At 67.4% G+C, this 15,293-nt stretch carries 11 protein-coding genes; 5 read left to right on the top strand and 6 right to left on the bottom strand.

The features are described from left to right. The 5 genes from KGA65_RS03085 to KGA65_RS03105 form a co-directional block, all read right to left on the bottom strand. Positions 1-501, bottom strand: a 501-nt coding sequence (locus tag KGA65_RS03085) for a hypothetical protein (RefSeq protein WP_225861686.1), incomplete at its 3' end; no start/stop codon positions are given. Positions 502-693: 192 nt separating this feature from the next. After that, positions 694-1,785, bottom strand: coding sequence for a PIN domain-containing protein (locus KGA65_RS03090; RefSeq protein WP_225861687.1), 1,092 nt, complete (start codon positions 1,783-1,785; stop codon positions 694-696). A gap of 929 nt (positions 1,786-2,714) precedes the next feature. Next, positions 2,715-3,404: a phosphatase PAP2 family protein gene (locus KGA65_RS03095; RefSeq protein ID WP_225861688.1), complete on the bottom strand. Its 690-nt coding sequence runs from the start codon at positions 3,402-3,404 to the stop codon at positions 2,715-2,717. A gap of 193 nt (positions 3,405-3,597) precedes the next feature. Next, positions 3,598-3,825: a hypothetical protein gene (locus KGA65_RS03100; RefSeq protein ID WP_225861689.1), complete on the bottom strand. Its 228-nt coding sequence runs from the start codon at positions 3,823-3,825 to the stop codon at positions 3,598-3,600. A 153-nt stretch (positions 3,826-3,978) separates the two neighbouring features. Beyond that, the gene (locus KGA65_RS03105; protein ID WP_225861690.1) at positions 3,979-4,620 is read right to left on the bottom strand and encodes a LysE family translocator; all 642 of its coding nucleotides are present in this window, start codon (positions 4,618-4,620) and stop codon (positions 3,979-3,981) included. A gap of 87 nt (positions 4,621-4,707) precedes the next feature. On the opposite strand from KGA65_RS03105, the gene KGA65_RS03110 reads away from it, so the two are divergent. The 4 genes from KGA65_RS03110 (at position 4,708) to KGA65_RS03125 (ending at position 10,719) form a co-directional block, all read left to right on the top strand. Continuing rightward, on the top strand, positions 4,708-5,202 hold the full coding sequence (locus KGA65_RS03110; RefSeq protein WP_225861691.1) for an Lrp/AsnC family transcriptional regulator: 495 nt from the start codon (positions 4,708-4,710) through the stop codon (positions 5,200-5,202). Between the two features lie 232 nt (positions 5,203-5,434). Continuing rightward, complete coding sequence (locus KGA65_RS03115) at positions 5,435-7,474, top strand: diguanylate cyclase domain-containing protein (protein ID WP_225861692.1); 2,040 nt, start codon at positions 5,435-5,437, stop codon at positions 7,472-7,474. A gap of 105 nt (positions 7,475-7,579) precedes the next feature. Beyond that, a complete protein-coding gene (locus tag KGA65_RS03120; protein WP_225861693.1) occupies positions 7,580-9,805 on the top strand; it encodes a M1 family metallopeptidase in 2,226 nt (741 codons plus the stop codon). 41 nt (positions 9,806-9,846) lie between these two features. Further along, positions 9,847-10,719 (top strand): hypothetical protein, encoded by an 873-nt coding sequence (locus KGA65_RS03125; RefSeq protein WP_225861694.1) that lies wholly within the window; start codon positions 9,847-9,849, stop codon positions 10,717-10,719. 26 nt (positions 10,720-10,745) lie between these two features. Here the strand turns inward: KGA65_RS03125 and KGA65_RS21000 are convergent, their stop codons facing one another. Further along, entirely contained in the window at positions 10,746-12,287 is a 1,542-nt protein-coding gene (locus KGA65_RS21000; RefSeq protein WP_310740930.1) for a methyl-accepting chemotaxis protein, read from the bottom strand. A 405-nt stretch (positions 12,288-12,692) separates the two neighbouring features. Between KGA65_RS21000 and KGA65_RS03140 the strand changes: the two genes are divergently transcribed. After that, positions 12,693-15,290: a 2-oxoglutarate dehydrogenase E1 component gene (locus tag KGA65_RS03140; RefSeq protein ID WP_225861695.1), complete on the top strand. Its 2,598-nt coding sequence runs from the start codon at positions 12,693-12,695 to the stop codon at positions 15,288-15,290. The last annotated feature ends 3 nt before the right edge of the window (positions 15,291-15,293 follow it).

The raw sequence follows: 15,293 nt of genomic DNA on the forward strand, positions 1-15,293 counted from the left end.
TACCGCCAGCGGGTGCTGCACAACCTCAGTCAGCGGGCCAGCAAGCTCGGCATGAAACTCGTCGCAGCAGAACCCGTCTAAAAAACACCTTTGCAAATCAATCACTTGGTTGGTGTTTCTTGAGAGGTGCCAGGCCACTGCAATGGCTGCAACCAAGGCCAGCACCGAAAAGCAGACGGTTGCGACTTCGTTCATAAATGGGGCGATTGAACCAATGAAGCCTCCACACGACGTGCAATCACCGCCGTGTGAGTAGGGCCACGGATAGCCGCGCTCCCACACGCCAACCCAGAAGTAGCGGTCTACCGCATGACTCACGCCGACGGTGAGAAACAAGAACGCCAATGCCTGAGCGCGAACCGCCCGCGCCTTTGCAAAGAAGCAAATAGCGCTTGCCGCCAAAACCAAGGCCGTCGTGCCGAAGTGAAGGGCCAACTCGCTACCCGTGGCCAGAAACACAACCAACACTGCGGCAGCAAGGGCGCCAATGGTCTTGAGCAAGATTAGTAGAGCGCGTGGCACTGGATGGCACCTAACGTAGAGTTAACCGGCGCGCGGCGGCGTGGCACCCTGGCCGTGCGGCCGATGATGAACCAAGGCGGGTGCACGGCCAGGGTGCCATGCCGTTGCGCGTCCGGTTCAACGCCAAGTTAGGCCTCGCCACTCCGATCCGCTGGGTTCACGGTTGGCGCGCTACCGCACCGAGAAGTCGTCAACGGTGAAATCTCTGCTGGATAGATCATTGACGTTGTGAACGAAGCTGGCAGTAAAGTATGGGCGAATCATCGTAGTCAACTGCACTTGCGTCCCGTCTGTGTCTCGCTCGTAGAACCATCCTGAGCCCTCGATCTTCTGGCGGTGCACGAGATAGTCTGATTCGGGTATTGAGATCTTGATCTCGACTCTGCGCAGGTTGTACATACAACTTACGTAGACGTCAGCACCGCCAACCTCACTCGTGGACAAGATGTCAAGGTCTTCAATTCCTTCGGTCACGTCTGCGGATAGTGAGGTTGCATTGGAGAGTGCTGGTGCGCCTGGGGTCAACAACGATTGAAGCTTGGAAATTACTTGTGGCTGAATGCTCTCAAGAAAATTCACACCCTGCTCTTCGACATATTCCCCGAACGACATTTCCGCCCTTGAGTGGTCCAAGGCATGCTCGCTCTTGTCAATGGTCTTGTCGACGAAGTCGAACAGCGAGAGATAGGGCCGAATCACAACGGATGGACACAGTCGATCAATATCCTCTTGGAGGGAGGGATGAAACGCTGGCGTCTTCGAGCTCGGATCATAGAAGTCTGATTTGTTGGCTGATATGAAGACAATCTCGCTACCGGCTGGAAGTCTTGACAAGTGCTCAAGCAATGACAGCCAGATCAAGGTGTCCCTGTAACCCTTCTCATTTTCTTGAAATGGGCGTACTCGCTTTAACGCTCTCTCAACCACGACAGCGTGTGAGATAGATTGATACTCCACCAGCGCAACCGAGTCTAGCTTCAGGCGCAGGGCTTCCAGTAAGTCGTACGGTTCGATGCAAAATGTCGGTTCAGGAGTTGCAACCGGCTGTCCATTTAGCTTTGCAGCTGAGAGGAGATGCTTCTTGACTTCGGAGACGGCGGCGTGCAGATCTCGGTTCCGAATGTTCTCCGCCTCCTGCATGACCGCACGCGAAACGAGAAGTTCGTGGCCCTCGTTATTGATGAAGTGGAACAGATAGCGGAAATTGGCGTTCCGGAGGAACCAGTCCCCATAGAAGACGTTTGTGTCTAGGAAGAACTTCATGGGTGAATGTGAGGCCTAACGGACTAGGTAAGCGGGCCGCCGTAGGCGGATCCGCTTGACCGCCGGGTTAGGTGTGTTAACGGCCACTAAACACCCGATATCCGGCGAAAGTAAAAACGATGCCGACCAATAGCCATAGCAGGCTGCCCAAAAACCCACCAGCGCGAGCACCAAAGAACTGCGTGACCAATAAAGTCAAACCGCAAATGGACTTACAGCTAAGCCCACCGCTCTGCGCCGCACCGCCAAGCAGAAGGTTGGCACTTACCACGAGGGCAAAAATCCCAAGCGCCAGAACGAATGCACCTACCATTTTCGCTTCTCGTCGCATTTGAGCCTAACGTGTTGTATACGGCACCGAGCGACGGATAACACCGGACCGTGCTGCATAAAAACGCAGGGCAAACCTCTGGCAAGTGACTGATGTCATTGAAATTTCCAGCCTGCGCAGGGATGTGGCAGCAGCGTATTCAACCGGCAAAAGCGGCAGTGCGAACGGCGCTGAACCGACGGCTGGTCCGGTGGTGACGCATAACATCGGCCGGCGCCTCATAACAAGCCGGTCCAACATCACGCCAAGTCCCTGTTCCAGCACGTTTTCCTCCCGATTGACTGGGTGTTCACCAGTACTAAATTGACCCCAAAAGCGGCGCCTTGTTGGCTGATTTTGGCGAGGCCCGATGATCTTGCCAAGAGCGACTGGGCATGCACGCCCAAGGGGATTCTCCCCGGGTTGGGGAGGTGCTGAACCGACTCACTGGGACGCACCAGCTGTTGGCCAAGCTGCTCTATGGGCCCAGTTCCTGGTCCGGGGACGGGTCTTTCCCCAGGATGGATCACCCGATCGACCCATGCAGCGGTGGGGGCGCCGACACAAACCCCAAGCACCCGTCAGACATCCCGCCCCTGCCCTGCAAGGCGGCTACCCCTCACGCCAGATCGGTCTCCCCCGCCGGCGGCCAGGCCCGTGCGGGCAGATGGGCCCTCGGCGTGGCGTGCAGGTGCTCGCGGGTGTAGGGGTGCTCCCGGCCGGACAGGGCCAGCGACAGGCGGATCACCAGCGCATGGGTGATGGGCGGCGGGGCCCAGGCCACGCCCACGGCCAGCCACAGGGCCAGGCCCAGCGGGGCCAAGCTCAGGGCCGTTCGCAGGGCTGGGCGGGCGGGCCAGTCCTTGGGCAGCGCGGCCACCACCCAGGCGGAAAGGGCGCCGCCCAGCACAAAGCCGGCAATGGCTTCCGACACCGAATGCGCCCCCACCTCCACCCGGGAGACGGCGATCAGACCGGCCAGCAGGGTGCCCAGCACGGCCCCGGCCCAGCGGCCGCGGCCACTCAGGGCCAGCGCGCAGGTGGCCAGCAGCGGGATCTCCACGCTGGCGGCATACATGGCATGGCCGGAAAAGCCGGTGAAGTCCAGTGTCGCAATGCCCAGGCCCCAGCCCAGGAAGGCCACCTTGCTGGCGGTGGTCACCACCGTGCCCAGCGCCAGCGCCAGCGCCCAGCGCAGCGCGGCGGCGCGGCTGTCCTGGCGCTGGGCCAGCAGCAGCAGGGCCAGCGCGGCAGCCGGCAGCAGGATTTGGGCTTCGCCCAGGCGAGTGATCAGCGGCCAGAGGGTCATCGGGGCAGGGGAGGGATATTGCACCGCATCATAACGACGGGTCTGGCCCGCGTCGGGATGAAAAAAGGCCCCGCCGAAGCGGGGCCGAATCTAGAGGAGTCAGTGGCCCGAAAGCCATTCCCATAACGCGGGGAAAGCGCGATGCGTTGACGGGCTCCCCGGGGTCGCCGGTCGGCCCGCCCGCAGCATGGGGTCAGGCCTTGGCGATGCGCTTGCCGACGATGTGGATCACCTGCACCGGTGCCGTGTCGGTGTCGGCCAGGGCCATCGGCGTGGCGGCGGCCTGGGCCAGTTGCACGTCGCGCACCTGGTGGTCGGCGATGCCGGAGACGCCGCCCAGCAGGGCCAGGCAGGTCACCAACGCCAGGCCCAGCAGGCCAACGCGGGTGGAGGCGGTCGAGGCGGTGAAGGGGGTGTTCATGGTGGGCTCCTGGGGTGGCGGCGGTGCCGTCGTGTTGCGTTGGGATGGACTGTAGGGAGCCCCCTCCGGCGCCACCATGCGCTTGCGACGAAGCGCGCCCCGGCGGTGATGAGCGGCGGCCCGTGTGGATGAACGGCGGCCGCCGGAGCACCCTCAGGGCTGGGCGAGCCAGCCTGTGAGCGCCTGGGCGAGGGCCCACAGCGCGATGGCGCCCAGCAACAGGCCCGAGGCCTGGTTGATGCGCCGCCGCCAGCGGGCGTCCAGCCGGTGGCGCAGCCGGCCCACGGTCCAGGTCAGGCCCCACCACCACAGGGCCGAGCCCAGGCCCACGCCCAGCACCATCCAGCCGGGGGAGGTGGGATGGGCGGCGCTGCCCGCCAGGGCACTGAACACCGCCAGGAACGAGAAGATGGTGGCCGGGTTGGAGAGGGTCAGCAGGAAGGTGCCGCCAAAGTTGCGCAACAGGTCGCCGCCGGTGGCCAGTTCGGCGGCGTGTTCGGCCACCGGCTGGCGCCAGGTGCGCCAGGCCATCCAGCCCAGCACCAGGCCACCCAACAGGGACAGCGGGCCACGCAGGCTGACCAGGGTGCCGATCACCAGTTGCACGCCAAAGGCGCCCAGCGCGCCGTAGCAGGTGTCTGCCGCGGCGGCGCCCAGGCCGGTGGCCAAGCCGGCCCGGGGGCCCTGGGCCAGGGTGCGTTGGATGGTCAACAGCCCGATCGGGCCGACCGGGGCGGCAATCGACAGGCCCACCAGCAGGGCCTGGCCGAAGAGAAGCAGGTTGGAGAAGTCCATGGCGTCATGGTAGAAGCCATGATCGACAGTGCACAGCTTGTTTCAGCGGTAAGTTGGCCAAACAGCTTTCTATTTTTCAGGTGAAACATGAATTCCACGGAAACCCCGGCGGGGCTGCAGCTGGACGAAAAGGCCTGGGCCCTGCTGCAGGCCCTGCAGACCGATGGACGGGCGCCGCTGAAGGTGCTGGCGCAGGCGGCGGGGCTGTCGTTGCCGGCCACGGCGGAGCGGCTGCGCCGGCTGCAGGAGGCAGGGGTGATCCGGGGTGTGCACGCCGTGCTGGAGCCAACGGCGCTGGGTTACGGGGTGCAGGCGGTGGTGGGCATCCAGGTGCCGCAGCCGGGCAAGCGGGCGCTGCTCGACACCTTGCGCAGCCTGCCCGAGGTGTTGGAATGCCACCATGTGAGCGGTGCCGACTCTTACCTGATGACCGTGGTGTCCCGCAACCTGCAGGATCTGGAGCGCTTTCTGGCCCGCATCAACGGCTTTGGCGAGACGCGCACCTCGATCGTCTTTTCCACCCCCATCCCGCGCCGGGGCCTGCAGGCGCCGCGGCAGGGTTGGGAGGATGAGCCCAGCTGATTTGCGCCAGCGCAAAGGGCGGGAATGAACACCGGGATGACCCTGTTGTTCCGCCCTTGCCCGGGGCGTCGCCCTGCGTAGACTGGGTGCACGTGCCACGATCAACCTGACCGCGAGCGCTGCGGGGAGGGGCGCCTTCCCTCGGGCGGTTCTTCAAGATGTTTTTCTGCCTGTCAGCCCCTGCCATGTCCCTGCCTTTTCGACAGCGCCGATCTCGGTGCGTGGAGCGGGCATGAGCCGCGGCGCGTTGTCCAGCCGGATGTGGCCCTGGCACTCCGGCCGTTTTGGGTGGGGCCTGGTGCTGTTCCTGCTGGCCTTGGGCATCCGGTTGGCCTGGTTGCCGCCCGGTCCGCGCGCCAGCTTCGTCACGTTCTATCCGGCCGCCGTGCTGGCCTTCTATGGGTTGGGCACGGGGCCCGGCATTCTGGTGGTGGTCGCCAGTGCGCTGGCGGGGGGCTGGATGCTGTCCCATCCCCACGGGGTGCTGGAGCCGAATGCCGAGGCCCTTTGGTCCACGCTGGCCTTCGCCTTCTTTTCCCTGATGGTCGGTGCGGTGGTGCACGAGTTGCGCAGCACCGGCCAACGCCTGCAGACCACCTTGGGCGCCCTGCGCGCACGGGAGCAGCAGCTCTCCCAGGTGCTGGACAGCCAGGAGGAATTGATCTGCCGCGTGCGGCGCGACCACAGGCTGGTGTTCGTCAACGACGCCTTCTGCCATGCCTTCGGGGCCGACCGCGACCGGCTGTTGGGGCAGGCCTGGTCCCCCAGTGTGCTGGCCGAGGACTGGGCCGAGCTTGTCCTGCGCCTGCGGGCGCTGACACCGGCAACCCCCCGGGTGGGGCTGGACTATCGCTTCCATGGGGCCCAGGGGCGGGTGCGCTGGGGACACTTTGAACACCTGGCCTTTTTCGACGCGGCCGGGCAGCTGACCGAAATCCAGGTGGTCGGGCGCGACATCACCGACCGCAAGGCCCTGCAGATGCAGCTGGCCGAGGCGACTGAGCGCATCCAGGACCTCTATGACAACGCGCCCTGCGGCTACTGTTCGCTCGACAGCGAGGGGCGTTTCGTGCACCTGAATGCGATGGCGCTGTCCTGGCTGGGGGCCCCGCGGGAGGCCCTGGTGGGGCAGCACAGCCTGCACGAGTTCCTGGGCGAGGCCAGCAGCCATTTGTTCCGGCTCTCCTTCCCCTTGCTGCAGGACAGTGGCCAGGTCGGCCCGCTGGAGCTGCGGCTTGAGTCGCGCGATGGCACGGCACGCTGGATCAGCATGACCTCCACCGCGGTGCGCGACGCGGCCGGGCACTATCAGATGAGCCGCTCGGTCATGTACGACATCACCGAGCTGCACGACGCACGCATCCAGCTGCAGCGCCTCAACCGCGAGCAGTCGGCCATGCTCGACAACGAGCTGATCGGCATCGTCAAGGTCAACGGGCGCGAGGTCCAGTGGAAGAACCATGTGCTGGAGCGCATGTTCGGCTACGAGCACGATGAGCTGCTGGGGCAGGACATCCGCGTGCTCTATGCCGACGAGGAGACCTACCGGCGTGTCGGACAGGAGGGCTACCGCGGCCTGCACGAGCAGGGACAGTACCGGACCCAGGTGCGCATGCTGCGCAAGAACGGCGACCCGATGTGGGTGGACCTGAGCGGCACGGTGCTGTCCGAGGACCACGATTCCCTCTGGCTGATGCTGGACATCACCGAGCAGAAGGAGCATGAGGCACAGGTCGAGCACATTGCCTTCCACGACGCGCTCACCGGGCTGCCCAACCGGCTGCTGCTGGTGGACCGTCTGTCGCAGGCGATGGCGGTGGATGCCCGCCTGTCGCGCCACCTGGCGGTGTGCTACCTGGATCTGGACGGCTTCAAGGCGGTGAACGACCAGTATGGGCATGAGGCCGGCGACCGGCTGCTGCAGGACATCGCCCGCCGGCTGGAAACCTGCGTGCGGGCCAACGACACGGTGGCCCGCATCGGCGGGGACGAGTTCGTGCTGCTGCTGTGCTCGCTGGAGGAACCGGCCTCGGCCCAGCCGGTGCTGGAACGGGTCGTCCACGCGGTCTCGCAGCCGGTGGACCTGGGCCACGGCCGGGTGGTGCAGATCTCCACCAGCGTCGGCGTGGCCTTCTTCCCCGGCCATGCCCGCAGCGGTTCGCGTTTGCTGGCGCTGGCCGATGCGGCCCTCTACGAGGCCAAGCACGCCGGGCGCAACTGCATCCGCCAGGCGGTGCAGCCGGAACCGGCGGAAGACCTGGCGGTCCGCTGAACGCCGGCCCCCCCGAACTTCGCAGGCAGGGGGCGGCCCAGGGCTCCTATCATCCGCGGGTTGTTTCAACCGTGATCGCAGATGCTGGGCAGAACCAGAGCATTCATGGGTCTGGGCGCCGTGCTGGCGCTGACCCTGGGCGGCGCCCTGTGGTGGCAAGCCTCCCGCGGTGATGACGGACCGGCCACGAGCCGGCTGCCGGATGCACCGATCCTCCTCCCCGCCCGTGGCGTGCCGCCATCGCCCGATGGCATTGCCCTGGCGCCGGCCCATGCCGGCGCCGTGCGCGAACCGAGCGCCGCGACGGCCTGGGGTGGGCCCCGGCGTGGCGATGAGCCCACGCTGTCCGACCGGGTGGTGCGCTACCAGATCGAGGCCCGGCTGGACCCCGACCGGCACACGGTGGAGGGGCGCCAGCAGCTGACCTGGCGCAACCGCTCGGACCGCCCGGTCCAGTCGGTCTATCTGCATCTCTACCTCAATGCCTTCGAGGGCGAGGGCAGCACCTTCATGACCGAGCAGCGCCAGGGCTTCTCCTTCCGCAGCGGGATGGCGGTGGGCGATGGTGACTGGGGCTACACCACGCTGCGCCAGGTGACACAGGGCGGCCAGGCCGTGCCCTGGCGCTTCGTGCAGCCGGATGGCGGCCCCGTCACCGACCACACCGTGGTGCGGCTGGATCTGCCGCAGGCCGTCGGCCCCGGTGCCAGCACCACGCTGGCCATCGACTTCTTCGACCAGCTGCCCAGGGTGCTGGCGCGCACCGGCTACTTCGGCAGCTTCCACCTGGTGGGCCAGTGGTTCCCCAAGATCGCGGTGCTGGAGCTGCCCGGCGAGCGCGGTGCCAAGGAGGTGCGCTGGAACGCCCACGAGTTCCACCTGAACAGCGAGTTCTACGCCGACTACGGCCTGTACGACGTGAAGATCAACGTGCCCCAGGACATGACGGTGGGCGCCGTGGGCGAACTGCAGGGCGCGCCGGTGGTGCAGGGCGGGCGCAAGACCTACCACTTCATGCAGGGCGACGTGCACGACTTCGCCTGGACGGCCGACCGCCGCTATGCCAAGCCGCTGACCGCGCAGTGGACCGGCCCGGGCAGCCCACCGGTGACGGTGACCGTGCTCTACCCGCCCGAGTACCAGGCCAACGCCCAGCCGGTGCTGCAGGCCACGCTGGATTCGCTGACCTACTTCTCGCGCACGCTGGGGCCCTATCCCTATCGCACCGTCACTGCGGTGATCCCGCCCTACAACGCGGAGGAGGCCGGGGGCATGGAGTACCCCACCTTCTTCACCGCCGAGGGCTATGCGCACGCCGAGCCGGGCACCTGGAATGCGTACAACCTGGACTTCGTGACCATCCACGAGTTCGGCCACGGCTACTTCTATGGCCTGCTGGGCTCCAACGAGTTTGAGGAGCCCATGCTGGACGAGGGTCTCAACGAATACTGGGACCTGCGCATGATCCGCGACCGCGGGCAGCCGATTGCGCTGACCACGCAGCGTCTGCGGCGCCTGGGCTGGGCGCCTCTCATCAGTGCGTTTGACATGGAGCGGCTGATGACGCTGGCGATCGGCGCCACCGATGCGCTGGGCGAGAATTCCTGGGACCGCTACAGCAGCGCGGGCTATGGCAGTGTCTACGGCCGCACGGCCACTGCGCTGCGCGATCTGGAGGCCACGCTGGGCCGGGCCACGGTCGAGAAGGCCTTCCGTGTCTACTACGAACGCTGGAAGTACCGCCACCCCGCCATCGGCGACCTGCAGGCCGTGCTGGCCGAAGTCTCCGGCCGACCCGAGGTGGTCAAGCGCCTGTTCGAGCAGCAGGTGTATGCGGTGCGGGCGGTCGACGACCGGGTCGAATCGCTGCGCAGTGAGGAGCTGCTGCCCGCCGCCGGCTGGCAGCAGGTCCAGGGCCGCTGGCAGCTGCGCAGCCGGGAGGACGTGGACCAGGCGGTGGCGGCACAGCGCCAGGCCTGGCGCCGGGCCCATCCCGGGGCGAAGAGCGGCCTGGGGCCCTTCCCCTGGCAGACCACCGTGATGCTGCGTCGACAGGGCGCGGCCGTGCCGCAGACCGTGCGGGTGCATTTCGCCGATGGCCATGTCGAGCAGCTGACCTGGGATGGCGCCCAGCCCTGGCAGCGTTTCCGCTGGGTCTGGGCGGCGCGCGCCGTGTCGGTCGAGATCGACCCGGAGGGCCGCAACCGTCTGGACAACCGTCTGCTGGACAACAGCCGGCGGCTGGAGGCCGATGGCCAGGCCTCACGCCGCTGGGCGCATGAGATCGCCGTCCTGGCCCAAACCCTGTTTGCCCTGGTGACCACGCTGTGACTGTTTCGCTGACCCTTCATCTGCCCGGGGATCTGCCCCCCTTGCCCCGCACCGGCCTGCTGCGCCAGATGGCACGCGCGATGGGCCACATGGCGCAGTGGCGCCTGCTGCTGGCCTGGTGGCTGGCGCTGGCCGTGCCCACGCTGCTGGTGGCGCTGCCGGTCTGGCAGGGCCTGGCCCGCCAGCTGGACCATTCGCTGCTCGGGCCAACCCTGGCCCAGGGGATGGCGCTGCCACTGCTGGCCGAAGCGCTGGCTGGCCTGTTCCCCTCCCAGGCGGTGGTCGGGCTGGGCACCCTGGGCGTGGCCGGTCTGGCCTGGACCCTGCTCGTGTCGCCCTGGCTGGTGGCCATGGCGGGGGCCGCGGCCCGGCGTTCCGCCCCGCTGGCCTGGAACGAACTGCTGCGCACCGGCTTGGCCGACTATGCGCGCATGGCGCGGCTGCTGGTCTGGAGCTTGTGCCTGTTGGGCCTGGCCCTGGGGCTCGGGGCGGCGCTGATGCACGCGGCCGAGCTGCGGGCCGGGCAGCAGGTGCTGGAGGCCGATACGGTGTGGACGAACCGTCTGGCCGAAGGCGTGACCGCGCTGCTGGTGCTGCTGGCCCAGGTCAGCGTCGAGCAGGCCCGGGCCCGGCTGGTGCTGCAGCCACGCCTGCGCTCGGTGGTGCTGGCCTGGTGGCGCGCGCTGCCCCAGCTGTGGCGTGGCCGCGGCCTGTGGTTGTTCCTGGCCCTGTCGCTGGGGGCGGGGCTGGCGCTGGCCGGGCTGACCGGGTTGCGCCTGGCTTTGGCGGCACCCGGTGTTGGCCATGCGGTCGGGGCCGTGCTGCTCGGTCAGGCCGGGCTGCTGGCCCTGGTGTGGCTGCGCTGTGTGCGTCTGCAAGCCTTGGTGGACGAGGGGCGCCAGCCCGGCCGCTGACCGCGGCACAGGCGGGCGCCATTTCGTCACAGAACGAAGGAGCGCACCAGTTCGTCGAGCTGGGCCGCCTGGTCCTGCAGGGCCTGCGCGGCGGCGGTGCTCTGCTCCACCATCGCCGCATTCTTCTGGGTGGAGTCGTCCATCTGCATGATGGCCACGTTCACCTGTTCGATGCCGGTGCTCTGTTCGCGGCTGGAGCTGCTGATCTCCGAGACCAGCGTACTGACCTGCTGGATGCCGGTGACCACCTGCTGCATGGTGGCGCCCGCGCTGGCCACCATCTTGGCGCCATCGTCCACCTGCGCCACCGAGGTGTCGATCAGGGCCTTGATCTCCTTGGCCGCCTGGGCGCTGCGCTGCGCCAGGGTGCGCACCTCGCCGGCCACCACCGCGAAACCGCGGCCTTGCTCGCCGGCCCGGGCGGCTTCCACCGCGGCGTTCAGCGCCAGGATGTTGGTCTGGAAGGCGATGCCGTCGATGACGCTGGTGATCTCCACGATCCGCTTGGACGAATCGGCAATGTTGTTCATGGTGCTGATGACCTGGCCCACCACCTGGCCGCCCTCGCTGGCCACACCGGAGGCCTGGGCCGCCGATTGATTGGCCTGGCCGGCGCTGTCCGCGCTGAGCTTGATGGCCGAGGTCAGCTGCTCCATTGCCGAGGCGGTTTCCTCCAGCGAGCTGGCCTGCTGCTCGGTGCGGGCGGACAGATCCTGGCTGGCCTGGGCCACCTCGCGGGCGGCCACCGTGATCTGCTGGGCGCCGTTGCGCACCTGGGTCACGATCCGGTGCAGGCCTTCGACCATGCTTTGCAGCGCGTACATCAGCCGGCCGACCTCATCCTGTCCGTGCACCGTCAGCTTGGCGGTCAGGTTGCCCGAAGCGACGGATTCCGCCAGGGCAATGGCCTGCTGGATCGGCCGGGTGATGGAGCGGGTGATGGCGACGGCCACGCCCACGGCCAGCGCCACCGCCAGCAACGCTGCCACGATCATCTGGAGGCGCATGCTGGCCATGCGTTCCTTGGCCTGGGCCACGTCGTCGTTCATGCGCTGCGACTGCATCGCCACCATCTTGTCGATCAGGGCGTAGTAGGCCACTTGAGGCGCCTGCAGCTCGTCGCCATAGACGGCCATGGCCTGTTCACGGTCGCCCGCCTTCTGCAGATCGAAGACCTTGCGCACCACCACGCCGTAGGCCTTGCGGGCCTTGCCCTGCTCGGCAAACAAGGCCTTGGCTTCCGGGTCGGTGAGCATCTTCTCGAAGCGGGCCAGGTTCTCCGTGTTGGTCTTGCGGATGCCGTCGTAGTCGGCCAGCAGCCCCTTGATCTTCTCCGGGTCGGAGGTGAGCAGCAGCTTGGCCAGGGTCTGGGCACCCCGCTCGCCAGCCGATTTGATCTGGCTGCTCAGGGCAATCTGGGCATAGCGGTCCTGGACCATGGTGTCCATGGAGCGGCTGACCTGGCCCAGCACCGAAGCGGACAGGCCCAGGACGACCAGGAGCAGGGCGATCACGGCCGAGAAGGCCAAGCCTAGTCGGGTGCCGATGGAGAGATGGGAGAGCTTCATGCGGATTGTGGAGGCAGAAGAGGGACCACCCGGGCCAGGCCGTCCTGGACAGACTGGGCCGCGGGGCATCACCGGGGCAGCCAGAGCGCGACAGAGATCGCCGCTGGATACGCCGTTTAGCCGGATATCGGCTGGCGTTTCTTGGAGTTAACCCTGATTCAATATGTAAAGAATGCCAAAACACCCCTTGCCGGCATTTAAGACTTTCCCCCAACGGTCGTTTAGCAATCCCCGTGCTCAACGACCCTGTCAGAGTTGACAGGGGGATTTGCACGGGGGGGCGCTCCTATCATGAAAAAAAGCGACCCGCGGCCGGCTTGGTCAGCATGACGGGCGAATGCACAGGAGACACCTGCGCACGGGGATATTCCCGTGCGATCGTTGTTTCACTCGTTGGGGAGAACCGTGTCCACCAAGCCCAAGCAGTACCCGTGGCTTCATCAGAGGAACTTTCTTTTCACGGGCGACCCGCTCAGTGAGTGGCGGGGGCAGCCCCGCGGCACCGCCGACCCGGCCGCGGTGCTGGAATTCGTCGAGGCCCATCGCTGGCATGGGTATCGCTGTGCCAGCCTCGATCCCCTGGGCGCGGCGCTCAGGGCCGATGACGCCCACCTCTCCCCCGAACGCTTTGGCCTGTTCGCCGGGGATGCCCTCCGGGAAGAGGATGTCCAGCGCTTTGGCGTGTCGGACGTGCTGGCCCTGGACCGCTGGGTCAAGGCCACCTACTGCAGCGCCTGGGCCCTGGATTGCAGTGCGCTGCGCGACACGGCGCGCGCGGCCTGGCTGTTCGCCCAGTGGGAAAGCGCCGAGACGACGGCTCCCACCGCGGCCGAGCGCTTGCGGCTGCTGGAGCGGCTCACGCAGGTCCAGGCCTGGGAGGCCCATGCGGCGCAGTGCCATCCCCATGGCAAGCGTTTTTCACTCGAAGGCTGCGAGGCGCTGATCCCGCTGCTGGATCAGCTGGTGGCGCAGGCGGCAGGCCAGGGTGTGCAGGAGGTGGTGCTGGGCATGGCCCACCGTGGGCGCGTCAATGTGCTGGTGAACCTGCTGGGCATGCCGGCGGCCGAGGTCCTGGATTACATCGCCGCCACCCCGGAACATCCGGAGCGCCAGTGCGACCTGATCTATCACCTGGGGCGTGAGCACACCGTGCAGACCGCCGATGGGCCGGTGCACCTGACCCTGGCCTACAACCCGTCCCATCTGCAAAGCGTCTTCCCCGTCGCCGGGGGCATGGCCCATGCTGTGGCCGCCGGCAGGGGGCTGTTCGTCAGCCTGCACGGCGACGCTGCGTTCGCAGGGCAGGGCGTGGTGATGGAGACCCTGATGCTGACCCAGCGCGAGGGCTACGACCTGGGCGGCTCGGTGCATGTCGTGGTCAACAACCAGGTGGGCTTCACCGCGCTCAACCCGATGGACGCCCGGACGCCGCGCTACTGCACGGACATCACCCGCATGATCGATGCCCCCGTGCTGCGGGTGAGCGCGGAGGCCCCCGAGCTGGTGCTGCGCGCGGCCAACCTGGCCCTGGCCTACCGGGCCCGCTTCCACGCCGACGTGGTGATCGATCTGGTGGGTTACCGCCGGGGCGGGCATTCCGAGCATGACGCACAGGCCGTGACCCGGCCGCTGCTGGCCACGCAGGCCCAGAACCAGCCCACCCCGGCGACGGTGTACGCGACCCAGCTGGCCGACGCCGGTGTGGCCAGCCCGGCGGAGCTGGCCGCCCGCATCCAGTCCTGCCAGCAGGCGGCGGTGGCCGCGTGGCAGGCCCCGGCGTCCAGCTCAGCCCCGCAGCCGGCCATGCCGCACTTTCGCCCCCTGAACATCCCGCCCGCAGTGCCGCAGATGCAGGCTTGGCTGCGCACCCTGTGCGCCCTGCCGGCGGGCTTTGTGCTGCATCCCGCGGTGCAGACCGTGCGCGACCAGTGGCTGCGGGCCGCGGAGGGGGACCAGGCGCCAGTGGACTGGTGCCTGGCCGAGAACCTGGCCTATGCCTCGCTGCTGAGCGCCGGGGTGCCGGTTCGGGTGTCGGGCATGGACGTCCAGCGTGGCACCTTCATGCACCGGCATGCCGTCTGGCACGACCAGGCGCAGGCGACCCGCCACGTGCCGCTGCGGCAGCTGGACGGGGCGGCGGCTTTTGACGTCATCAACTCGCCGCTGGCGGAGGAGGCGGTGCTGGGCTTTGAATATGGCCGCAGCGTGCGCGACCCTGCCACGCTGGCGGTCTGGGAGGCGCAGTTCGGCGACTTCGTCAACGAGGCCCAGGTCTATCTGGACCAGTACATCAGCTCGGGCCAGGCCAAGTGGGGCCAGTCCAGCGCGCTGGCGGTGTTCCTGCCGCACGGCTACGAGGGCAATGGCCCCGAGCATTCGACCGGCTACATCAGCCGCTTCCTGCTGCTGTGTGGCGACGAGAACCTGCGGCTGGTCTGCCCGTCCACTGCGGCACAGTGGTTCCACCTGCTGCGGCGCCAGGGCCTGGACCCGGTGCGCAAGCCCTTGATCGCGATGACCCCCAAGGGCCAGCTCTACGGCGAAGCCCTGTCCCACACCACCTTGCAGGCCCTGGCCGAAGGCGAGTTCCAGCCGCTGCTGGGGGACGAGGCCGCCGTGGGCTCACCCTCGGTCACCCGGGCCGTGCTGTGCAGCGGCAAGTTCTATTACGACCTGCTGCGGGCGCGCGAGGACCTGGAGGCCGAGGAAGTGGCCCTCTGGCGGCTCGAACAGCTCTATCCCTTCCCGCGGCGGGCGCTGGAGCAGCAGCTGCGGGCCCTGCCGGGGTTGAAGGAGCTGGTGTGGGCCCAGGAGGAACACCTCAACCAGGGCGCCTGGCAGGGCGTGCGCGACGAGCTGGCGCGGGCCTGCGAGACGGTGGGCGTGCGCCTGCGCCATGTGGCCCGGCGGACCAATGCTGCGGGTGCAACGCCCTCGGCCGTGGTGCACCGGCGCGAGCAGCGTGAGCTGGCGTTCAGTGCCCTGAGCGAGATCCCCACCTGAGGC

Origin of the sequence: Ideonella benzenivorans (assembly GCF_020387415.1) — a bacterium.
GTDB classification, from domain to species: domain Bacteria; phylum Pseudomonadota; class Gammaproteobacteria; order Burkholderiales; family Burkholderiaceae_C; genus Ideonella; species Ideonella benzenivorans.